18 protein-coding genes, 1 tRNA gene and 1 pseudogene are annotated in these 21,884 nt (G+C 72.6%); 12 read left to right on the forward strand and 8 right to left on the reverse strand.

The genetic code is table 11. The features are described 5' to 3' along the window. Positions 1 to 193: 193 nt before the first annotated feature. From ACFV8H_RS04020 to dnaK, 4 genes are all read right to left on the reverse strand, one after another. A complete protein-coding gene (locus ACFV8H_RS04020) occupies positions 194 to 706 on the reverse strand; it encodes a heat shock protein transcriptional repressor HspR (protein ID WP_375882928.1) in 513 nt (170 codons plus the stop codon). A gap of 49 nt (positions 707 to 755) precedes the next feature. Then, on the reverse strand, positions 756 to 1,913 hold the full coding sequence (gene dnaJ, locus ACFV8H_RS04025; RefSeq protein ID WP_375882710.1) for a molecular chaperone DnaJ: 1,158 nt from the start codon (positions 1,911 to 1,913) through the stop codon (positions 756 to 758). A gap of 223 nt (positions 1,914 to 2,136) precedes the next feature. After that, on the reverse strand, positions 2,137 to 2,757 hold the full coding sequence (gene grpE, locus ACFV8H_RS04030) for a nucleotide exchange factor GrpE (RefSeq protein WP_375882708.1): 621 nt from the start codon (positions 2,755 to 2,757) through the stop codon (positions 2,137 to 2,139). Continuing rightward, complete coding sequence (gene dnaK / locus ACFV8H_RS04035; RefSeq protein ID WP_375882705.1) at positions 2,754 to 4,601, reverse strand: molecular chaperone DnaK; 1,848 nt, start codon at positions 4,599 to 4,601, stop codon at positions 2,754 to 2,756. The genes grpE and dnaK overlap by 4 nt, the downstream gene beginning before the upstream one ends. Before the next feature lie 400 nt (positions 4,602 to 5,001). On the opposite strand from dnaK, the gene ACFV8H_RS04040 reads away from it, so the two are divergent. The 4 genes and pseudogenes from ACFV8H_RS04040 to ACFV8H_RS04055 all read left to right on the forward strand — a co-directional run bounded on the left by ACFV8H_RS04040 (position 5,002) and on the right by ACFV8H_RS04055 (position 10,996). Continuing rightward, a complete protein-coding gene (locus tag ACFV8H_RS04040) occupies positions 5,002 to 7,224 on the forward strand; it encodes a (Fe-S)-binding protein (RefSeq protein WP_380396407.1) in 2,223 nt (740 codons plus the stop codon). 402 nt (positions 7,225 to 7,626) lie between these two features. Next, positions 7,627 to 8,691, forward strand: a pseudogene (locus ACFV8H_RS04045) (sugar phosphate nucleotidyltransferase); the annotation flags it as partial. A gap of 327 nt (positions 8,692 to 9,018) precedes the next feature. Further along, positions 9,019 to 9,972 (forward strand): Yip1 family protein, encoded by a 954-nt coding sequence (locus ACFV8H_RS04050; RefSeq protein ID WP_380396408.1) that lies wholly within the window; start codon positions 9,019 to 9,021, stop codon positions 9,970 to 9,972. Positions 9,973 to 10,105: 133 nt separating this feature from the next. Further along, positions 10,106 to 10,996 (forward strand): metal-dependent hydrolase, encoded by an 891-nt coding sequence (locus ACFV8H_RS04055; RefSeq protein ID WP_380396409.1) that lies wholly within the window; start codon positions 10,106 to 10,108, stop codon positions 10,994 to 10,996. 145 nt (positions 10,997 to 11,141) lie between these two features. Here ACFV8H_RS04055 and dcd read toward each other — a convergent pair whose 3' ends face one another. Next, complete coding sequence (gene dcd, locus ACFV8H_RS04060) at positions 11,142 to 11,717, reverse strand: dCTP deaminase (protein WP_375882696.1); 576 nt, start codon at positions 11,715 to 11,717, stop codon at positions 11,142 to 11,144. 70 nt (positions 11,718 to 11,787) lie between these two features. Further along, on the reverse strand, positions 11,788 to 12,024 hold the full coding sequence (locus ACFV8H_RS04065) for a hypothetical protein (RefSeq protein WP_375882694.1): 237 nt from the start codon (positions 12,022 to 12,024) through the stop codon (positions 11,788 to 11,790). Positions 12,025 to 12,287: 263 nt separating this feature from the next. On the opposite strand from ACFV8H_RS04065, the gene ACFV8H_RS04070 reads away from it, so the two are divergent. The 3 genes from ACFV8H_RS04070 to ACFV8H_RS04080 all read left to right on the forward strand — a co-directional run bounded on the left by ACFV8H_RS04070 (position 12,288) and on the right by ACFV8H_RS04080 (position 14,572). Next, positions 12,288 to 12,361: transfer RNA gene (locus ACFV8H_RS04070), tRNA-Gly, on the forward strand. A gap of 359 nt (positions 12,362 to 12,720) precedes the next feature. Continuing rightward, positions 12,721 to 13,845, forward strand: a complete 1,125-nt coding sequence (locus tag ACFV8H_RS04075; protein ID WP_380396410.1) for an RICIN domain-containing protein — start codon at positions 12,721 to 12,723, stop codon at positions 13,843 to 13,845. Between the two features lie 145 nt (positions 13,846 to 13,990). Next, positions 13,991 to 14,572 (forward strand): hypothetical protein, encoded by a 582-nt coding sequence (locus ACFV8H_RS04080; RefSeq protein WP_380396411.1) that lies wholly within the window; start codon positions 13,991 to 13,993, stop codon positions 14,570 to 14,572. Positions 14,573 to 15,031: 459 nt separating this feature from the next. Here the strand turns inward: ACFV8H_RS04080 and ACFV8H_RS04085 are convergent, their stop codons facing one another. Further along, positions 15,032 to 15,703: a response regulator gene (locus ACFV8H_RS04085; protein WP_380396412.1), complete on the reverse strand. Its 672-nt coding sequence runs from the start codon at positions 15,701 to 15,703 to the stop codon at positions 15,032 to 15,034. Beyond that, positions 15,700 to 16,932 carry a sensor histidine kinase gene (locus ACFV8H_RS04090; protein ID WP_380396413.1) on the reverse strand — a complete coding sequence of 411 codons (1,233 nt, stop codon included), beginning with the start codon at positions 16,930 to 16,932 and terminating at the stop codon, positions 15,700 to 15,702. Before ACFV8H_RS04090 ends, ACFV8H_RS04085 begins: the two co-directional genes overlap by 4 nt. A 372-nt stretch (positions 16,933 to 17,304) precedes the next feature. On the opposite strand from ACFV8H_RS04090, the gene ACFV8H_RS04095 reads away from it, so the two are divergent. From ACFV8H_RS04095 to ACFV8H_RS04115, 5 genes are all read left to right on the forward strand, one after another. Next, the gene (locus tag ACFV8H_RS04095; protein ID WP_380396508.1) at positions 17,305 to 17,865 is read left to right on the forward strand and encodes a heme-binding protein; all 561 of its coding nucleotides are present in this window, start codon (positions 17,305 to 17,307) and stop codon (positions 17,863 to 17,865) included. A 194-nt stretch (positions 17,866 to 18,059) separates the two neighbouring features. Then, on the forward strand, positions 18,060 to 18,482 hold the full coding sequence (locus ACFV8H_RS04100; RefSeq protein ID WP_380396414.1) for a hypothetical protein: 423 nt from the start codon (positions 18,060 to 18,062) through the stop codon (positions 18,480 to 18,482). 130 nt (positions 18,483 to 18,612) lie between these two features. Next, on the forward strand, positions 18,613 to 19,497 hold the full coding sequence (locus ACFV8H_RS04105; RefSeq protein WP_380396415.1) for an NAD(P)-dependent oxidoreductase: 885 nt from the start codon (positions 18,613 to 18,615) through the stop codon (positions 19,495 to 19,497). A 114-nt stretch (positions 19,498 to 19,611) separates the two neighbouring features. Further along, a complete protein-coding gene (locus ACFV8H_RS04110; protein WP_380396416.1) occupies positions 19,612 to 20,190 on the forward strand; it encodes a flavodoxin family protein in 579 nt (192 codons plus the stop codon). Between the two features lie 341 nt (positions 20,191 to 20,531). After that, positions 20,532 to 21,653, forward strand: a complete 1,122-nt coding sequence (locus ACFV8H_RS04115) for an LPXTG cell wall anchor domain-containing protein (protein WP_380396417.1) — start codon at positions 20,532 to 20,534, stop codon at positions 21,651 to 21,653. Positions 21,654 to 21,884: the final 231 nt, after the last annotated feature.

The raw sequence follows: 21,884 nt of genomic DNA on the forward strand, positions 1-21,884 counted from the left end.
CATCTGTTGCTCCCTGCCTCGGCTTGGACCTTTCGGCCTTACTCGGTTGTATTCACTACCAGATTTGGATGCAACTGTCGCATGACAGAACCCGCTTTCACACGGCAGGAAGGAGCCTGCCACGCCGACGCAGCCGCCGGCACCCCCCGAACAGGAGGGAGCCGGCGGCTGGTGGTGCGGTGCGGGCCCCGGGTCAGCGCTTGGGGCGCCAGACGACGAGGGCGCTGGATTGGGGGGTGGGGGGCTGGTAGGGGACGAGGTCGCGGCGGTAGGAGGCGTGGACGGCGGCCTCGCGCTGCTGGAGGGCGGTGGCGGCGCCTTCGAGGGAGTCGGCCAGTTCGGTGATGCGCGACTGGAGGGCGCTGACCTGGTTCTCCAGCTCGATGATCCGCTTGATGCCGGCCAGGTTGATGCCCTCGTCCTGGGAGAGCCGCTGGACCTCGCGGAGCTGCTGGATGTCCCGGGCGGAGTAGCGACGGCCGCGGCCGGCGGTGCGGTCGGGGCAGACCAGGCCGAGGCGGTCGTACTGGCGCAGGGTCTGCGGGTGGAGGCCGGAGAGTTCGGCGGCGACCGAGATGACGTACACCGGGGTGTCCTCGGTGAGGACGTACTGCGGCGCGGACGCGGCGCGGCGGGGGCGGCCGCCGGCGGGGTTGCCGGGGAGGCCTTCGCCGAGGCCCGGGCCGATCGGGCCGTTGGAGGCCATCGGGTCCATCGGGTTCGTCGGGTTCAGCGGGTTCGGGGACATCTGGTCGTCACGCTCCCTTCGCCGCCCGGAAGAGAGCGGCTCGTGGGTCGTCGGAGGCGGTGGCCTCGCGGTACTGCTCCAGGGCGTCCAGCGCGTCACCGGCGACGTGCTGGGGGACGACGACCTCGACGGTGACGAGGAGGTCGCCGCGGGTGCCGTCCTTGCGGGTGGCGCCCTTGCCGCGGGCGCGCATGGTGAGGCCGTTGGCGCTGCCCGGGGGGAGCTTGAGCTTCACGGCGGGGCCGTTCAGCGTGGGCACCTCGATGGTGGCGCCGAGGGCGGCCTCGGGGAAGGTGACCGGGACGGTGACGGTGAGGTTGTCGCCCTTGCGCCCGAACACCGGGTGGGGGTCGACGTGCACGGTGACGTAGAGGTCACCGGGCTGGCCGCCGCGTTCGCCCTGGGCGCCCTTGCCCTTGAGTCGGATCCGCTGGTCGGCCTGGACGCCGGCCGGGATGCGGACCTGCATGGTGCGGGCGGAGCTGGCCCGGCCGCTGCCGTGGCAGTCGGGGCACGGGTCGTCGACGATCATGCCCCGGCCGCGGCAGTCCTTGCAGGGCTCGGAGAGCGCGAAGGCGCCCTGGCCGCGGCTGACGGTGCCGGCGCCGACGCAGGTCGGGCAGACCCGGGGGGTGGTGCCGGTCTTGGCGCCGGTGCCGTTGCAGAGCCGGCAGGGGGCCTGGCTGGTCATCCGCAGCGGGACGGTCGCGCCGTCGACGGCCTCCTCGAAGGAGAGCGTCACCTCGGTCTCGACGTCGGCTCCGCGCCGGGGCTGGGCCTGCCGGGCGCCGCCGCGGTTGAAGAGGCCGCCGAAGACGTCGCCGAGTCCGCCGCCGCCACCGCTGCCCTGGTTGCCGTTGAAGAGGTCGCCGAAGTCGAAGCCGTAGCCACCGGCGCCGCCGGGGCCGCCGGTGCGGAAGCCGCCGTTGGCGAAGAGGCTGCGGGCCTCGTCGTACTCCTTGCGGCGCTTCTCGTCGGAGAGGACGTCGTACGCCTCGGAGATGTCCTTGAAGCGCTCCTCGGCCTTGGCGTCGCCCTTGTTCGCGTCCGGGTGGAACTCGCGCGCCAGCTTGCGGTAGGTCTTCTTGATCTCGGTGGCGGTGGCGTCCTTGGGCACGCCGAGGACCTTGTAGTAGTCCTTCTCGACAAAGTCCTTGCCGCTCATGCGCCCACCTCGCTCCGCCCGGAAGCCGCTGAGCGGTTCACGCACCCCTCGATGGTTCGCTCGCTGTGCTCGCTCACCGCTCCCGACACCTCCCGATGTCCATCGTCACTGCGCTGTCAACAGCCGCCGGAAGAAGCGCTGCTGACAGCGCGCTGCGGAGCCGGCCGCCGTACTGGCCGGCGTACGACTCCGCAGCGCACTGGTTGTCAGCTGTCACAGGTTGTCAGCTGTCCGAGCCACCGTCGGACTTGTCCTTCTCGGCGGACTTCGCGTCGGCGTCCGGGCCGGGCGTCGTCTGGGTGCCGGGCTGGGGCTCGGCCACGGCGACCATCGCCGGGCGGATGATCCGCTCGCCGATGCGGTAGCCGGGCTGGAGGATCTGGACGCAGGTGTCCTCGGTGACGTCCGAGGAGTAGCTGTGCATCAGCGCCTCGTGCTGCGTCGGGTCGAAGGGCTCGCCCTCCTTGCCGAACTGCTGCAGGCCCAGCTTGGCGACGACCATCTCCAGGGAGTCGGAGACGGACTTGAAGCCGCCCGTCACCTCGCCGTGCTCGCGGGCGCGGCCGATGTCGTCCAGGACGGGGATCAGGGACTCCAGGATGTTGGAGACCGCGATCTCGCGGACGGTCAGCCGGTCGCGCTCGACCCGCTTGCGGTAGTTCTGGTACTCGGCCTGCAGTCGCTGCAGGTCCGCGGTGCGCTCGGCCAGCTCGCGCTTGGCCGTGGAGAGCTCCTCGGGGGTCTCGCCGGCACCGGCCGAGGCGGCTTCCTCGGCGGCCTTGATCACGGCCTCCTCGGCGGCGGAGTCGTCGCCGGGCTTGCCGCCCTGCGGCTTGTCCGTCATGCCGACGCACCGCCCTTGGGCTTCTCGTCGTCGACGATCTCGGCGTCGACGACGTCGTCCTCCTTGGCGTGGGCGGAGTCGCCGGCCGCGGCGGCACCGGCACCGGCGGCGTCGGCGTTGGCGTAGAGCGCCTGGCCGAGCTTCTGGGCGGTGGTGGAGACCTTCTCGGAGGCCTCGCGGATCTTCGCGATGTCCTCGCCCTTGAGGGCTTCCTTGAGCTCGCCGATGGCGGTCTCGACCTCGGTCTTGACGTCGGCCGGCAGCTTGTCGGAGTTGTCGGCGATGAACTTCTCGGTCGAGTAGACGAGCTGCTCGGCGGAGTTGCGGGTCTCGACGGCCTCGCGGCGCTTGTGGTCGTCCTCGGCGTACTGCTCGGCCTCGCGGCGCATGCGGTCGACCTCGTCCTTCGGCAGCGAGGAGCCGCCGGTGACGGTCATCTTCTGCTCCTTGCCGGTGCCGAGGTCCTTCGCGCCGACGTGCATGATGCCGTTGGCGTCGATGTCGAAGGTGACCTCGATCTGCGGCAGGCCGCGCGGCGCCGGCGGGAGGCCGGTCAGCTCGAACATCCCGAGCTTCTTGTTGTACGCGGCGATCTCGCGCTCGCCCTGGTAGACCTGGATCTGCACGGACGGCTGGTTGTCCTCGGCCGTGGTGAAGATCTCGGAGCGCTTGGTCGGGATCGTGGTGTTGCGCTCGATCAGCTTGGTCATGATGCCGCCCTTGGTCTCGATGCCGAGGGACAGCGGGGTGACGTCGAGCAGCAGGACGTCCTTGACCTCGCCCTTGAGGACACCGGCCTGGAGCGCGGCGCCGATGGCGACGACCTCGTCCGGGTTGACGCCCTTGTTGGCGTCCTGGCCGCCGGTCAGCTCCTTGACGAGCTCGGCGACGGCGGGCATGCGGGTCGAGCCACCGACCAGGACGACGTGGTCGATCTCGGAGAGCGAGATGCCGGCGTCCTTGATCACGTTGTGGAACGGGACCTTGCAGCGGTCCAGCAGGTCCGCGGTCAGCTGCTGGAACTGGGCGCGGGTGAGCTTCTCGTCCAGGTGCAGCGGGCCCTCGGCGGAGGCCGTGATGTAGGGCAGGTTGATCGAGGTCTCGGAGGACGAGGACAGCTCGATCTTGGCCTTCTCGGCGGCCTCGCGCAGACGCTGCAGGGCCATCTTGTCCTTGGACAGGTCGACGCCGTGGCCGGACTGGAAGACCTTGACCAGGTGGTCGACGACGCGCTGGTCCCAGTCGTCGCCGCCGAGGTGGTTGTCACCGTTGGTGGCCTTCACCTCGACGACCCCGTCGCCGATCTCCAGCAGGGAGACGTCGAAGGTGCCGCCGCCGAGGTCGAAGACCAGGATGGTCTGGTCGTCCTTGTCCAGGCCGTAGGCCAGGGCGGCCGCGGTGGGCTCGTTGACGATGCGCAGGACGTTGAGGCCCGCGATCTCACCGGCCTCCTTGGTGGCCTGGCGCTCCGAGTCGTTGAAGTACGCCGGGACGGTGATGACGGCGTCGGTGACGGTCTCGCCCAGGTAGGCCTCGGCGTCGCGCTTCAGCTTCTGCAGCACGAAGGCCGAGATCTGCTGCGGGTTGAAGTCCTTGCCGTCGATGTTGATCTTCCACCCGGTGCCCATGTGGCGCTTCACCGAGCGGATGGTGCGGTCGACGTTGGTGACCGCCTGACGCTTCGCCACCTCGCCGACCAGGACCTCGCCGTTCTTGGCGAAGGCGACGACGGACGGCGTGGTCCGCGCGCCCTCGGCGTTCGTGATGACGGTGGGCTCGCCACCCTCCAGAACGCTGACGACCGAGTTCGTCGTACCGAGGTCGATGCCGACCGCGCGTGCCATCGTAGATACCTCCACGGAAGAGTTGAGCTTTACAGGCTCAAGGATGCACGACCCGGCGGGCATCGTCAACAGCTATGAGTGTTCACCGCTCAACTTTGCTGATGCCGGTCCGGAGGGGGTGCGGGTTCCCGGCGCGCGCGGCCCGGGGCGGCGCGCGTGCGGTCACGTGACTGCCGCCATAGCTTGGGAACCTTCTGGAGGACTGTTGGCGACCTGTAATGTCCGGGCCGTCGGCCCGGCAAGTTACCGACCAGTACAATCACTCGGAAAACCGCGGTCCCGCAGAACGTAAGAACGCAAGAACGTAGAACCGCAGGACCGCAGCAGCGCAGGACCGCAAACCGCAGAACCGCAGAACCGCAGACACTGCTCAACCGCAAGCCGCAGGAGACGGAGAGCGATGCAACTAGCAGCGATCGTCATCTCGCTGGTCACGTTCGTGATCGGCACCGCGCTCGCCCTCCGTGCGGCGTGGCACATTTTCAGGGTCGTGCTGACCGGCGCGCCGGACACCACCCGCTTCGGCAAGCCCGCCCAGCGGGTGAAGACCCTCGCGACCGAGTTCTTCGGCCACACCCGGATGAACCGCTGGGGGATCGTCGGCATCGCCCACTGGTTCGTCGCCGTCGGCTTCTTCAGCCTGGTGCTCACCATCGTCAACGCGATGGGCCAGCTGTTCGACGCCGAGTGGGAACTGCCGATCATCGGCAACTGGATGATCTGGCAGCTCTTCGTCGAGCTGGTCGGCACCCTGACCACCCTGGGCATCGCCACCCTGATCGTGATCCGGTTGATGAGCCTGCCGTCCCGGTCGGGCCGCAAGTCCCGGTTCGCCGGCTCGATCGCCTGGCAGGCCTTCTACGTCGAGTACACGATCCTCGGCATCGGCCTGTGCATCCTGATGCTGCGCGCCCTGGAGGGCGCCCTGGCCGGCGTCGACTCGTACGGTCCGGAGCACCTGGTCTCGTACCCGATCACCTCGGCGCTGAGCGGGCTGTCGCACGGCACGCTGGAGAACCTGGTCTACCTGTTCGCGATGCTGAAGATCTGCATCTCGTTCGCGTGGGCGATCACCATCGGCCTCAACCCCTCGATGGGCGTGGCCTGGCACCGCTTCCTCGGCTTCTTCAACATCTACTTCAAGCGCGAGGACGACGGCGCCACCGCGCTCGGCGGGCTCCGTCCGATGACCAGCAAGGGTGAGCCGATCGACTTCGAGGACCCGGCCGACGACGCCGTCTTCGGCGTCTCCCAGGTCGAGCACTTCTCCTGGAAGGGCATCCTCGACTTCTCCACCTGCACCGAGTGCGGCCGCTGCCAGTCGCAGTGCCCCGCCTGGAACACCGGCAAGCCGCTGTCCCCCAAGCTGCTGATCATGAGCCTGCGCGAGCACGTCTACGGCAAGGCGCCGTACCTGCTGGCCGGCGGCGGCAAGGACATGGAGGGCGTCGAGCAGGCCACCGCCGAGCAGCTCAAGGACGTCCCGGCGGCCGCGCTGGCCGAGGCCGAGCGCCCGCTGATCGGCACCGCCGAGGAGAACGGCGTCATCGACCCGGACGTGCTGTGGTCCTGCACCACCTGCGGCGCCTGCGTCGAGCAGTGCCCGGTGGACATCGAGCACGTCGACCACATCGTCGACATGCGCCGCTACCAGGTGATGATCGAGAGCAACTTCCCGACCGAGGCCGGGACGATGCTCAAGAACCTGGAGAACAAGGGCAACCCGTGGGGCATGGCCACCAAGGCCCGCCTCGACTGGGTCAAGGAGCTCAAGAAGGAGACCGGCATCGAGGTGCCGGTGATCGGCGAGGACATCGACCCCGCCGAGGTCGAGTACCTCTACTGGGTCGGCTGCGCCGGCGCCCTGGAGGACCGAGCCAAGAAGACCACCAAGGCCTTCGCCGAACTGCTGCACACCGCGGGCGTGAAGTTCGCCATCCTCGGCAAGGAGGAGACCTGCTCCGGTGACTCCCCGCGCCGCCTGGGCAACGAGTTCCTCTTCCAGATGCTCGGCGCGCAGAACGTGGAGACGCTGAACGCCGCGCTGGAGGACGCCCCGACCAAGCGGATCGTGGCCACCTGCCCGCACTGCTTCAACACCATCGCCAACGAGTACCCGCAGCTCGGCGGGCACTTCGAGGTGATCCACCACACCCAGCTGCTGCAGCACCTGATCGACGAGGGCAAGCTCGTCCCGGTCAACCCGGTCGAGGGCCTGATCACCTACCACGACCCCTGCTACCTGGGCCGCCACAACAAGGTCTACAGCCCGCCGCGCGAGATCATGGACAAGGTCCCCGGTCTGCGCCAGCAGGAGATGCACCGCCACAAGGAGCGCGGCTTCTGCTGCGGCGCCGGCGGCGCGCGGATGTGGATGGAGGAGCGCATCGGCAAGCGGATCAACACCGAGCGCGTGGACGAGGCGCTGTCGCTCAACCCGGACATCGTCTCCACCGCCTGCCCGTTCTGCCTGGTGATGCTCTCCGACTCGGTCAACGGCAAGAAGAACGAGGGCGCGGCCAAGGAGCACCTCAAGGTGGTCGACGTGGCCCAGCTGCTGCTCGACTCGGTGAAGGCGACCCCGCCGGCCGAGGCCGAGGAGCCCGCGACGGTGGACGCGTAGCGGGTGGACGCGTAGCCGGTGAGCACGTAACCGCGGTCACTGCGGTCACTGCGGTCACTGCGGTCACTGCGGTCACCGCGGTCACTGCGGTCACCGCGGTCACTGCGGTCACCGTTCGCTGTTCGACAGTTCTGCAACAACCGCCCGGCCCGGTGGACGCCGCCAACGCGCCCGCCGGGCCGGGCTTTTCGGTGGCCCGGGCGACGGTCGGCGGTACGGCGGGCGGACGGCGAGTGACGTCAATCGCACGGCCGCCGGACGGGCATTCGGTCGGAAGGAAATACAGTAGGCGCCGGACCGGCTGCGAGCCGGGCGACCCGTTCAGGACGGGTTCGGACCACTGACGGAGGTATCGGCCCGCCGGGCCGGGCCGCGGAGAGCACAAGGGGAACAGCGCAGACCATGACCGAGGCGATCATGCTCGTCGGTGGTAAGGGCACGCGACTGCGTCCGCTGACCACCCACACCCCCAAGCCGATGCTGCCCGTGGCAGGCGTCCCCTTCATCGCGCACCAGCTGGCCCGTGCGGCCGCCGCCGGGGTCACCCGGGTGGTGCTGGCCACCTCCTACCTGGCCGAGGTGTTCGAGGACCACTTCCAGGACGGCACCCCGTACGGGATCGAGCTGGTCTACCTGACCGAGCGCGAGCCGCTGGGCACCGGCGGGGCCATCCGCAACGCCGCCTCCGGGCTGACCTGCGGCCCGGACGAGCCGGTCCTGGTCTTCAACGGCGACATCCTCTCCGGCCTCGACATCGCCGCCCTGCGCGACGGCCACGTGGCCGCCGGGGCCGACGTCACCCTGCACCTCACCCGGGTGGAGGACCCGCGGGCCTTCGGCCTCGTCCCGACCGACGCGAACGGGCGGGTGCTGGAGTTCCTGGAGAAGCCGGAGACGCCGGAGCAGATCGTCACCGACCAGATCAACGCCGGTTGCTACGTCTTCACCCGCTCCGTCATCGACCGCATCCCGGCCGGCCGCGAGGTCTCCGTCGAGCGCGAGACCTTCCCCGAGCTGCTGGCCACCGGCGCCCTGCTGCGCGGTGTCGTCGACACCTCGTACTGGCTGGACCTCGGCACCCCGGCCGCGTTCGTCCGCGGCTCGGCCGACCTGGTGCTCGGCAAGGTCGACTCCCCGGCCGTCCCCGGCCCCACCGGTGACGCCCTGCTGCTGCCCGGCGCCACCGTCCACCCGGGCGCGGTGCTCAGTGGCGGCACCGTGGTCTCCGCGGACGCGGTGGTCGAGGCCGGCGCGATCGTCGAGGGCAGCGTGATCCTGCCCGGCGCCGTGATCGGCCCGGACACCCTGGTCAAGGACTCGATCGTGGGTGCCTACGCCACCGTCGGCGACCGCTCGGCCCTGGACGGCGCGGTGATCGGCGACGGCGCGATCGTCGAGTCCGACAACGAGCTGCCCAACGGCATCCGGATCGCCTGCGGCACCCTGCTGCCGGTCGGCGCCGTCCGCACCACGGCCGGCCCGGGCGGCTGCCCGGCCGGCACGGCCGCGGCCGCCTCGGTGCACGGGCCGTCGGTCACCGCCCAGCGCTGACGGCTCCGCAGGGGCCCCGGGCGTCCTCGCCGGACGACTTTCGGACCCGTTCGTCTCAGGCTCGCTGCAAACCGGCCCCGGCTCCGTCCGGGACGGACGCGCACTGGGCCGGACGGGTACCTTCGGAGCGTGGCTGGTAATCGATACGACAGCGGTCAGGGTGCCGACCGTCCGCACGGCGGATGGTCGGCGCCTCCGCCGCCGCCGGGGGCGCCCGGGGGGTACGGGCGGACGGACGGCCCCGTGGACGGGCCGGAGTACTTCACGGCCGCGCACCCGACGGCAGCGCCCGGCGGGCCCGGCGCCCCGGGCACTCCGGGCACCCCGGGCGGCGGCGCGGGCGGTCCCGGGTCCACGGTCGGTGACGGGTACGACCCGTACGCGGCCGACCGGCCGGGCAGCACCCGGGCCTTCCCGACGGCCGGCGACCCGTACCGGGGCGGCGCCCCGTACGGGCAGCAGCAGCCGCCCTACGGCCAGGGCCACGGCCACGGCCACGGCCACGGCCACGGCCCGGACCAGGGCCGGTACGGCTACGACGACGGCGGCTACGGGCAGCAGCAGCCGTACGCCCAGGAGCAGCAGCCCCCGTACGGCCAGGACAACGTCACCGTCTACCGCGCCGGCGGCCAGTCCGCCCCGCACGTCAGCGGGCCCCGGCCGCAGTGGCGCGAGCTGTTCGTCGGCATCTTCCGTACCCCGACCGCGATCTTCGACCGCACCCGCGACCACCAGGTCTGGCTGCCCGCCCTCAGCGTCTCGCTGCTGTACGGCGTGCTCGCGGTGCTCGGCATCGGGCTGACCCACGACGACATCGTCAACTCGACCTTCTCGGTGGCGCTGACCGGCCTGCTCGCCGCCGCCATCGGCTTCACGGTGGCCGGTGCCGTCTTCGGCGCGGTCACCTACGCGCTGGCCCGCCAGCTCGGCGGCGACGGCCCGTGGAAGTCGACGGTCGGCCTGGCCGCGCTGATCGGCTGGCTGACCGACGCGCCCCGGCTGCTGCTCGACCTGGTGCTGCCCTCGGGCAGTGCGGTGGTGCAGGTGGTCGGCTGGGCGACCTGGATGCTCTGCGCGTACCTGCTGACCACCATGGTCCGACGGGTGCACGACCTGCCCTGGGGCAAGGCGGCGGCCGCGGCGGCGCTGCAGCTGCTCGCGCTGCTGGTGCTGATCAAGCTGCCGACGCTCGGGTGACCGGGCGGCAGCGGCCGGCGTGATCAAGGTCCCTGCCGCCGGTGCGGGGCCGACAGGCAGAATGGTGGGCGGGTCCGGCCGGAAGGCCCCGGGCCCGCCCACCCTCGTTCGTCGACCACCAGCGGAGCCAGCCATGACCCTCCCCACCACCCACGTCAGCTTCCCGGCCGGGGCGGTGACCGGGGAGTCCCCGGTGCTGGCGGTGCACCCGCTGGCGGACGGCCGGTACGCGGTGGTGACCACGGCGACCCCGTTCCACCCGCTCGACCACACCTGGCCCGACCAGCCGGCCGACCACGGCACCCTCACCGTCGACGGCACCGAGCTGGCCGTGGTGGACTGCCTCACCGGCGCGGTCGGCCCGGACGGCGGCGCTCCGCTGGTCGGCGCCGAGATCCCGGTCAAGCGCGGGGACGAGGAGTGGTCCTGGCTGGTCCTGCACGTCCTCGCCGCCGACCCCGGCGACCTCGTCGGCCGTACCGCCGCGCTCGCCGTCGACACCGAGCGCCGGGCCGCCCTGAGCGCCTCGCACAGCGGCTGCCACCTGCTCGCCCTCGCCCTGAACGCCGCGCTCGCCCCGCGCTGGCGCAAGGACCCGGGCCGCTCCGACGCCTTCGGCAGCCCCGACTTCGACAGCCTCGCCATGGCGAGCTCGGTGATGGACACCCAGGCCAGCACCGACAGCTACCGGCTCGGCAAGTCGCTCAAGAAGAAGGGCTTCACGGTCGACGCCACCGAGGAGTTCCCCGCCCTCGCCGACGCCCTGCCCGCCCTCACCGAGGCCGTCAACGCCCGGCTCGCCGCCTGGGTCGCGGCCGACGCCCCGGTCCGGATCGACGTCCCCGGCCCCGAGCTGACCGCCCGCCGCCAGTGGCACTGCGAGCTGCCCGAGGGCGGCGCGCAGATCTTCTGCGGCGGCACCCACCTGCACCACCTCGGCGAGCTCGCCGAGCTGCGCACCGAGCTGCGACTGTCCGAGGACGGCGCCGAGCTGGTCGCCGTCACCAGCCCGAAGCGGGCCTGACACCGCTCGGGCGGCTCCGCCGGCTGTCCGGCTCCGCCAGCTCTGCCGGCTGTCCGGCTCCGCAGCCGTCCGGAAACGCCGCGGGCGGCCACCCCCGGGTCGAGGGGGTGGCCGCCCGTCGTGCGTGCGCTCTGCCGCGGCGCGGTCAGACCTCGCTGCGGTGGAAGTTCAGGTACGAGCGGGACGGCGTCGGGCCGCGCTGCCCCTGGTAGCGCGAGCCGTAGCGCGCGGAGCCGTACGGGTGCTCGGACGGCGAGGAGAGCCGGAACAGGCACAGCTGCCCGATCTTCATCCCCGGGTAGAGCTTGATCGGCAGCGTCGCGACGTTCGACAGCTCCAGCGTCACGTGACCGCTGAAACCCGGGTCGATGAAGCCCGCCGTGGAGTGGGTGAGCAGGCCCAGCCGGCCCAGGCTCGACTTGCCCTCCAGCCGGGAGGCCACGTCGTCGGGCAGCGTGATGACCTCGTACGTCGAGGCCAGCACGAACTCGCCGGGGTGGAGGATGAACGCCTCGTCGCCGTCCGGCTCGACCAGCCGGGTCAGGTCCGGCTGCTCCTCGGAGGGGTCGATGTGCGGGTACTTGTGGTTCTCGAACACGCGGAAGAAGCGGTCGAGGCGCACGTCGATGCTCGACGGCTGGATCATCGACGGGTCGAACGGGTCGAGGGCGACCCGGCCCAGGTCGATTTCGGTCCGGATGTCCTTGTCAGAGAGCAGCACGCTTCGAGGTTACGTGCACGACGGGGCCCCGGACGAATCCGTCCGGGGCCCCGTGTCCTCCCGCCGGCCGTCAGGCCAGGAACTCAGCGGCCTCCAGCCGCATCGCCCGAGCCAGTTGGGCCGTCGACAGCTCCCGTACGTCGGCTGGCACCGAGTTCCGCAGCCGTCCGCACTGCGGACAGCGGATCAACCGCCCGGGACCGAGCCGCCCGGGACCGAGGTTCTGCATCGGGAACGTGGTGGTGCTGAACAGGTGCCCCTCGGCACAACGAACGACGGTGCGCTGCTCCATCGATCCCCTTCCCATCCCTAACCCAGTACTCACCCGTACTCATCGCGCCCCGGCGGCCTGGCCCCGGGACAGCGTCACATTAGGGGATGTTCCGGACATTCCACACCATGGCTCGCCGCCCCGACCCCACACCCACCGGGGCACTCGCACGCGGCCCAAACAGTACGCTCCCCGCCCGCCCCCACCGGGCTCCGCCACGGCCCGGGACCGGCCGTGCGGCCACTGTCGCGGATGGGGTACAGTGACACTGGAATGAGCAGTCTCTGACGGCTCATCAGGCGGGCGTAGTTTAATGGTAGAACATGAGCTTCCCAAGCTTAGAGCGCGAGTTCGATTCTCGTCGCCCGCTCCAGCAGTAAAGCCCCAGGTCAGCGACCTGGGGCTTTACGCATTGTCCGGGCACCGTCGCGGAGCGGGGGCGGGGCTCGGAGGGCGCCGACGGTCTTCCGGGCGTCGTTGACGGCGTCCAGGTCGGTGCCGGTGCCGTAGAGGTTCTCGGCGGTGGTCGCGGTCGGCTCGGCGAAGTCGGCGGAGGTGGCGTCGACGGCGAGCTCCCCGCCGGTGGCGGTGGCGGTGGCGGTGAGGTGGAAGGTCCAGGTGGGCAGGTCGGTTGTCCTTGCCCGTCCGCGGCCCTCTGGCGCAGTGCCGTCCGATCAAGTGATCATCTCTATGACGTGATGTCATGTTCCATCACCAGAGAGGGTGTTCACGATGTTGGTCGACTGGCCCACCGAGACGTTCGCGCTGCGGCTGCACCGCATTCCCGGCCTGGTGGCCGGTGCTCCGGCGGGGAGCCCGGAGGGTACTCCCGTGGTGCTCGCGCCCGAGACCGGCGGTGACGGTGAGCAGTGGGTGGCCGAGCGGTTCCGGGTGATCAACCACCGGATCCGGCACGTCGCCACCGGCCTCTACCTGACCGCGGAGGCATCGAGCCGGGGTGCCGCGGTCACCCTGCGGCCCAAGTTCCCCGACACCGGCAGCGATTCCTCGTACTGGCGGCAGGCCTGGCGGGCCTTTGTCCAGCGCGACACCGGTCGGCTGATGGCCATGCACGACTCCTCCAACTGCCTCCTCGGCCTGGCCGAACCGGCTGCCGAGCGACCCGGCGGACCGCTGGTCCTGGAGAAGGGCGCCGGGGCCGAGGACCGGTCCTGCACCGCCTGGGCGCCCGCGCCCGTCCCGGCGCCGAAGCCCGCACCGGCTCCGGCGCCGAAGGCCACCGACCTCCCGGTGGGGACGGGACGGGTCCGGGTGCCGGCCCGCCGCTACGAGAAGCGCGTGCGGACCATCGAGCAGATCTTCGACGAGACCAGCTTCCGGGAGGTCCCCGGCGAACTCCTCACCCCGGGCACCCGCATCGAGACCTTCGACTTCGACCAGTACTCCCAGGGCGACTGGTACCAGGAGGGGCGGGAGGGGGGTCTCGTGACCTTCACGGACAGCTACGACACGGCGGGCGCCGCGCGCCGGGCCTTCCACCGCTTGAAGGGGGAGCCCGTCCGCTACGTGGACTCCGGGGAGGTGGACGTCCACTACGTCCCGCCCAAGCTGGTCGCCCGCACCAACTTCCCCGCCGCCCTCTTCGACTGCATCGGCGGCAGCGACGCCATCTTCCGGACGCCGTACCGGCTGCCCAACGGACACGGCTTCTACAACCAGCCGGAGCGCCGCGAGGGCCTCTACTTCCCCAAGCGCGACGGCGCCGGCACCGTCGTGCAGTGGAACAAGACCTGGATCGCGGACAACGACACCACGTCCAAGGTCTTCCTGTGCTTCGACGGCCGCTACTTCATTGACGAGATGGACATCACCTGGGCGGACGACGCGAAGGGCTGACCCCGGATCCGGTGGCGGCCCCACCGTGCCCGGGTGGCGGGGTGCGGTGGGGCCCGGGGCGGGGAACTGTCCGTGCCCGGGGGCCGTCCAAGGAGTGACGGAATGCCTGCCCGGGTTGAACGCCGGGGGGAGTACGGAGGGCCCTGTGCAGTCAGGTGGTGCCGAGCTGAACCTGGGGTGCCCGGACGGGTTCCGCGCCGGCGCGGTGGCCGTGCCGGACTGGTGGCCGGTGTTGGCCCCGGATGTGACGGGCGATCAACTCGACGCCGGGGAGCGGTGCGAGGAGCTGCTGCGGGAGACCGTGGAGGCCCTCCGGCCGGTGCCGGTGTGGCAGGAGGCGGTGCCGCGGGCGGGGGTGCGGTTGGCGGCGCCCGGGCGGCGCGGGGCCGAGGTGCTCTGGTACGTGACCCGCGGGCGGGACCTGTTGACCGTCGTGTCGCCGGGCCGGCGGGCGGAGTTGGCGGGCGCGGTGGAGCGGCAGTGGCGGCGGCGGGGGTGGACGATCACCTCGCTGAACGCCGGACGGGACCGGCCCGGGGTCGCCGCGACGACTCGGGAAGGTTCTCAACTGGTGCTGTGCTTTGGTGAGTTCGGTGAGATCCGAGTGACCGCGAGCCAGCTCGGGGTGGCCCGCTCGGAGCGGGTGCCCGAGTTGCCGGGAGCGGGTGAGCCCGATCCGGCTCCGCTGCCCTACGTGCACTGCGCGTACTGGAGCGCACTGGTGTGACGGACGGGGGGCGGGTTACGGGGGAGGCGTGGAGCGAGTCCCCCCGGACCCGCTCCACGCCGCCACGTCGCGCGGCTTCGGCGCTGCCGCTCCCCCCGACACCCCGGCAGCCTCGCCGTTCCCCCCTGCACCACCCTCCGGCGAGAGCGTCCGCACAGACCCGGCGAGTCCCCACCCCCGGAGACGTCGTGCTCTCACGCTAACAAACCGCGTGGTTGGTTTGTCAATAGTGGGATCCACGAAAAATCCACAATCGTGGCGATGTGGTCGGGCCGGTGTGATGGGCGTCCCACCAGGCAGTTGTGACCTCGCCGGGGTGGTGGGCGGCCGGGCGGCACGCTCCCGGACGCGCACAGCGCGCGGCCCGGAACCCGACATTCCATGCATCATGACAGCACGGAGTGACACCGCGCGAGTGCCCAGCGCAGCGGAGGAGCGGGCTCCGGCGGGCCGGGGCGGTCAGCGCAGCAGCCGGCGCTCCTTGGCCACCGCCACCGCGCCCGCCCGGGTGTCCACGCCCAACTTGTCGTAGATCCGGCCGAGATGGGTCTTCACCGTCGCCTCGCTGATGAACAGCGCCCGGGCGATCTCCCGGTTGCCCAGGCCCTGCGCCAGCTGTTCGAGGATGTCCTGCTCGCGCTCGGTGAGCTGCGGCGAGGGCGCCCGCATCTGCGCCATCACCCGGGAGGCGACCGGCGGGGAGAGCACCGTCCGGCCCCGGGCGGCCGCGTGGACGGCGGCGAACAGCTCCTCCGGCCGCTCGGCCTTCAACAGGTAGCCGGTGGCGCCGGCCGCGATGGCCCGGGTGATGTCGGCGTCGGTGTCGTACGTGGTGAGGACCAGGACGTGCGGTCCGCCCGGGGCGGCGGTGATCCGCCGGGTGGCCTCCACGCCGTCGATGCCCTCGCCGAGCTGGAGGTCCATCAGCACGACCTGCGGGGCCAGTGCGGCCGCCAGCGCGACGGCCTCCTCCCCGGTGCTCGCCTCGCCGACCACCTCGATGTCGCCCGCGCTGGCGAGCAGTGCCAGCAGGCCGGCCCGGACCACCGCGTGGTCGTCGCAGACCAGCAGCCGGACGGCGGCGGAGCCGGTGCCCGGTGCGTCGCTCGACGGGGTGCGCGCTGCGTTCATCGGTGCTCCAGGGGGATCGCGGCGGAGACGACGGTGCCCTCGCCGGGGGTGCTCTCCACGGTCAGCGTGCCACCCAGCTGCCGCAGCCGGGCGCGCATGGCCGACAGGCCGTACCCGCGGGTGCCGCCGGTCGTACGGTGCCCGCCCGCCGCCGGATCGAAGCCCTGCCCGTCGTCGGCGACGTCCAGCACGGCCTGGTCACCCAGGAAGGACAGGGTGATCGCGGCCGCCGAGGCCCCGGCGTGCTCCCGGACGTTGGCCAGCGCGCCCTGGGCGATCCGCAGCAGCGCGGACTGCACGGCCGCCGGCAGCGGGACGGGCGTGCCGTCCAGGTGGAAGCGGACCGGCAGCCCGCTCTCGGCGGACTCCCGTTCGGCGAGCGCCCGCAGCGCGCGGTCCAGGGTGCCGCCGTCGGCGAGCTCGGCCGGGGCGAGGTCGTGGACGAAGCGGCGGGCCTCGGCGAGGTTGCGGGCGGCCACCTCGGCGGCGGTGCGGACGTGGGTGCGGGCGGTCGCCGGGTCGGCGTCCCAGGTGCGGTCGGCGGCCTGCAGCAGCATCTGCTGGCTGGACAGGCCCTGCGCCAGGGTGTCGTGGATCTCCATCGCCAGCCGCTCGCGCTCGGCGAGCGTGCCCTCGCGCCGTTCGGTGGCGGCGAGTTCGCGCCGGGTACGGACCAGGTCGGCGATCAGCGCGCGCTGCCGGGCGGCCTGCCGGGCCATGAACAGGAACACCCCGGTGGCCAGCGCGGCCACCGCGGGCGGCAGCAGGACGAGGGTGGCGTCCGCCGTGCCGGGCAGCCGGACCTCGGCGCTCACCACCAGCAGCGTCAGGGCCGCCACCAACGGGATCGCCGCCTTCGCGGGCAGCGCCCGCAGCCCGGTGTAGATCAGCGGGACGGCGCACCAGGCGAAGCTCGGCGCGAGCAGCACCAGCACCACCCAGAGCGCGACCACCAGCGCCAGCGGCCACCGGCGGGGCCGGCCCGGCGGGGTCGGGCGGCGGTGGTCGAGCCAGGAGGCGGCCGGCTGGGCGACGGCCAGGGCGGCGCTCAGCCCGATCACCCAGGGGATCCGGGGGCTGTCGGCGTGGTGGGTGAGGTAGCGGCTGAGCGCGGCGGCGAGCAGCAGCAGGAAGGCGGAGTCCAGCAGCAGCGCCAGCCGTCCGGCGTCCGGGTCACCGGCGTCGCGCCCGCCGGGGGGCGGACCGGCGGGCGGGCGGGGCTGCTGCACGGGGGCTCCTGGCGCTACGGGCTCCGGACGGGGCTCGGCCGACGGGGCGACGGTGTTCGGCCGACGGCCGACGCCCGAGCAGTGTCGGGCGGGCAGGTCGGGGCGGGGCGGTACGGGCCGGCGCCCGGTGCACTGACCTGCGCCGATCCCTCGATGCTGACCCGTCCGGCCCGGTCCCGCATCAGCCGATCGGTTGACGCCGGAGTCCTCCATCATGCCCGGACGGTCGCGCCGGACCGTCGATGCCGCGCACCCGGATCCGGCCGGAGGATCGGAGCAGAGCCGGGCGGTCCCCCCGCCGCCCGGCCCCGAACCCGCCGCGGACCCCGCGGACCCGCCGTCCCGTTGAGGAGCTGGACCATGAGCTGGACCATGAAGAAGACCTCCGTGCGCACCCGGGTGCTGACCGGCACCGCCGCCGTCGCCGCGCTCGCCGCCGCCGGCGTCGGCGCCGTCTCGGCCAGCGCCGAGACCACCGAGACCCCGGCCTCCCCGGCCGCGGTGAAGGTCGACGCCCAGAACAAGAACCTCGCCCAGAGCACCGGCCTGACCATCGACGCCGCCACCCGCGCCGCCCAGGCCACCCTGGACGCGGCGACCAAGGCCGGCCAGCACGTCTCCGTCGCCGTGGTCGACCGGGACGGCGTCACCCGCGTGCTGCTCAAGGGCGACGGCGCCGGCCCGCAGGCCCCGGAGTCGGCCGAGCGCAAGGCCTTCACGGCGGTCTCCTGGAACGCCCCGACCTCGGAGCTGGCCAAGCGCCTGGCCCAGGCCCCGAACCTCAAGGACATCCCGGGCACGCTGTTCCTGGCGGGCGGTGCCCCCGTGCAGTCCAAGGGCGCTCCGGTCGCCGGCATCGGTGTCGCGGGCGCGCCCAGCGGCGACCTGGACGAGCAGTTCGCGCAGGCCGGCGTGGCCGCCCTGGCGAAGTGACCCGCCCCGCCCGGTCGGCCCGCCGCCGGGGCCGACCGGCCGGGCGAACTCCCGTACCCGGCACCCGCCGTGCTCCCGGGCGACGGCCCGCGGCGGACTCGTTCGGGTGAACAAGGGGAGGGTCGCCGCAGAACAGGCGGTGACCCTTTGAAAAGCCGGTGTCGTTGTCAGTGCCGCGTGGCAGGCTTCCCGGTATGACGGCGTGGACCCTCAACGACATCGAACGTGCGATCCGCTCCTCCTGGGGTGTCGACACCTGCGCGCCCGAGGACCAGGCCCGCTGGCGTCCCGACAATCCCGCCCGCGGCCAGTGCGGGGTGACGGCCATGGTGGTGCACGACCTGCTCGGCGGCGAGCTGATGATGGGCGAGGTCCACGTCGACGGGGTCCGGACGGACCTCCACTGGTGGAACCGCTTCGCCACCGGCTTCGAGATCGACCTCACCCGGGAGCAGTTCGACCCGAACGAGCTGGTCGGCCCCGGCCGCCCGGTCGCCCGCCCGGCCCGCCCCGGCCGGCTCCAGGCCCAGTACGAGCTGCTGCGCCACCGCGTGGTCACCGAGCTGGAGCGCGGCGCCTCGGCCGGCCGCCTCCGCCGCCCGGCCCGGGTCGCGTAGCCGCCCGGCCGGGGCGGCCCGCCCGGCCAGGGAGTCCTTCCTGGACATCCCCGTCCCGCCGAACTCCCCTGACGTACAGTCGCTCCCGGACGAACCAACGTACGGTGACGGCGGCGGACGGAGTACGCGGATGAGCGGGGCGACGGTCGGTTTCGTGGGGCTGGGCGCGATGGGGCAGGGCATGGCCGGCAGCCTGCTGCGCGCCGGCCACTCCGTACGGGTCTGGAACCGCTCGCCCGAGCCGGTGGCCGCCCTGGTGGCCCTGGGCGCCGAGGCGGCCGGCTCGCTCGCCGAGGTGTTCGCCGCCGACACGGTGGTCTCGATGCTGGCCAACGACCAGGCGGTCGAAGGGCTGCTGCTCGACCCCGGGCTGCTGGCGGGCGCGAAGGCGACCCTGCACGTCAACATGGCCACCGTCTCGCTCGCCCTGGCCGAGCGGGCCGAGGAACTGCACGCCGAGCACGGCATCGGCTACGTCGCCGCGCCCGTCCTGGGCCGGCCGCCGGTCGCGGCGGCGGGGAAGCTCAACATCCTGGTCGCGGGCGCACCCGAACTGCTGGACCGGGCCGAGCCCCTGTTCGCCGCGATGGGCGAGCGCAGCTGGCACTTCGGCGACCGCCCCGGGCAGGCCAACACCGCCAAGATCAGCACCAACTTCCTGCTGGCCTGCGCGATCGAGTCGATGGCCGAGGCGTGCAGCCTGGCCGAGGCCCACGGGGTCCGGCCCACCGACCTGGTCGAGATGCTCAGCAGCACGCTCTTCCCCGGGCCGGTCTACTCCGGCTATGGCTCGATGGTGGCCGAGCGCCGCTACGAGCCGGCCGGGTTCCGGCTGCCGCTCGGTCTCAAGGACGTCGGCCTGGCCCTGGAGGCCGGGGCCGCCCGGCACGTCCCGCTGCCCTTCGGCGGCATCCTGCGGGACGCCTTCCTGGACGCGCTGGCGCACGGCGACGGCGAGAAGGACTGGGCGGCCGTCGCCGAGGTCGCCCGCCGCCGGGCCGGGCTGCCGGCCTGACCGACCGCCGGAACCCCTGGCCGACCGCCGGAACCCCTGGCCGGGGCCGCGGAATACCCGGCGGTCCGCCGGTGCTCGCTCGGGTGTCCACAGCACCTGACCGGGGGAGTACCGATGACCGACCAGCCGTCCGACGCCGGGGCGCCGCGCCGTTTCCTGTTCCTGGACGCGAGCTCGCGCGTCGGCGGGAACACTCAGCAACTCGCCCGGCTGGCCGCCGAGTCGAGCCTGCCCGAGGGCGCCGAGCAGCAGTGGCTGCGGCTCGACGAGCACCCGCTGCCGCCTTTCCAGGACCTCCGGCACACCGGTGACGGCCGCTACCCGGAGCCGGTCGGGCACGAACGGACGCTGTTGGAGGCCACCTTGGCGGCCACCGACCTGGTCCTCGTCGCGCCGCTGTACTGGTACACGATGCCGACCAGCGCCAAGCTCTACCTCGACTACTGGTCGGCCTGGTTCCGGGTGCCCGGGCTGGCCTTCCGGGACGGCATGCGCGGGGGCACCCTGTGGGACGTCACCGTGCTGGCCGGGACGGAGGAGCACGCCGAGCCGCTGATCGGCACCCTCAAGCTGACCGCCGAGTACATGGGGATGCGTTGGGGCGGCGCGCTGATCGGCAACGGGACCAAGCCGGGGGACGTCCTGCGGGACGAGCGGGCGCTGATCGCGGCCAAGTCCTTCTTCGCGGGCTGACCCGACCGGAGGTGGCCCGGGGCGGCCCGGGGCGGCCCGGGCCGCCTCCGATCGGACCGATGGATTCAAGCCACCCGGGCCCGTGCGCTACTGTCTTCGCGGGCGTGTACCCGTCACTTTGCGGTCGTCCTTTGCCGAGGTGCAAAAGCCCTACCGACGGACGGAGTTGGGCGATTCGGGCGCCCCGGGCCCGGTCGTGGAACGGAACCGGGCACCCGCCTTCCGAAGTGGCCGAATCGTTCGGTACTCTCCGTCGGAATTTCAGCTTCGCGGGGGAGTGGCGGCATCCACAGCCGCCCCCTCGCGCCCGGGCCTCGCCCGGACACTTCCGTGAGGTCTCCTTGTCCATACGTCGCAGTCTTGCCCTGGCCGGCGTCGCCGCGCTCACGTCCTCGCTGGTGCTCACCGGCGCCCAGGGCGCCATGGCCGTCGGTTCCACCGGCACCCCGTCCGCCGCCGCCCAGGCCGCGCAGGCGAACCACCAGAACCTCGACCTCTCGGTGCGGGGCGTCCCGGACACCTTCGTCGCCGGCGGTGACGCCCGCGTCTTCTCCTACCGGATCCAGAACTCGGCGAAGAACGACTTCGTCGCCTTCCCGCTCCTGAAGTTCAAGAACAAGGCCGGCTCGCTCAAGGCCAAGGACCTCAAGGTCGAGTACCAGCTGCCGGCCGGCCTGCCCGGCGGCGGCACCTGGCGGACCGGCTCGGTCGCGCCCGGTGGCGGCGACGGCGACGACAGCGCCGTGCTGATCCTGCTCGGCGGCGTGAACGACGGCGGCCCCGCCGACGACGCGCTGCTCTTCCTCGCCCCCGGCAAGCGGATCGACATCGACGTCCGGGTCTCCTTCACCAAGGACACCCCGCTGGGCAAGGCCGGTGTCGTCCCGGTGGTCTTCTCGGCCAACGCCGACGACGAGTCCGACAACGGCCACTTCAGCTGCGACGGCATCAAGGGCGCCGGCTTCACCATCAAGGCCGGTGGCGGCGGCAAGCCCACCCCGACCCCCACGCCCACCAAGACCGGCAAGCCGACCCCGACCACCAGCGCGTCGCCCTCGGCCACGACCACGGGGACCCCCACCACGGCGCCGACCACCCCGGCCCCGACCACCCCGGCGCCGACCACCTCCGCGCCGACCACCCCGGCCACCGGCACCGCCTCGCCGTCGGCCCCCTCGACCGACTCCGGCGCGCCGACCACCCCGGCCCCGACGGCCGGCGGCACCGACGTGCAGCAGCCGATCGACTTCCCGGTGGACGTGCCGAAGGTCACCCCGCCGAAGATCACCCCGGCCGTCGTCACCAAGGCCAAGACGGCCGCCGCCGACGCCGGCAAGACCCTCGCCACCACCGGTGGCGGTGACGACACCACCATGATCGCGGCCGCCGGTGGCGCCGTCCTGGTCGCCGGTGTCGGCACCCTCGTGGTGCTCCGCCGCCGCAAGGCCGGCCAGCAGGGCTGATCCGGGGCCGACCCGGGCCCGCCCGGAGCGGCTCCCGCTCGATCGACCCCGTGCCGCCCGGCCGCCGCCGGGGACGGACCTCCCGTCCCCGGCGGCGCGGCGCCGCCGCCCCCGAGGGGCTGCGGCGACGGGCGGCACGGGCGGTTCTCCTCCGTCACATAGGATGTCCGGCCGGAGGGGGCGGAACGGCGGGGAGAGGTACAGGTGCGGGGAGATCGCACGGCACGGGCC

Source organism: Kitasatospora sp. NPDC059827 (assembly GCF_042731675.1).
Lineage (GTDB): Bacteria > Actinomycetota > Actinomycetes > Streptomycetales > Streptomycetaceae > Kitasatospora.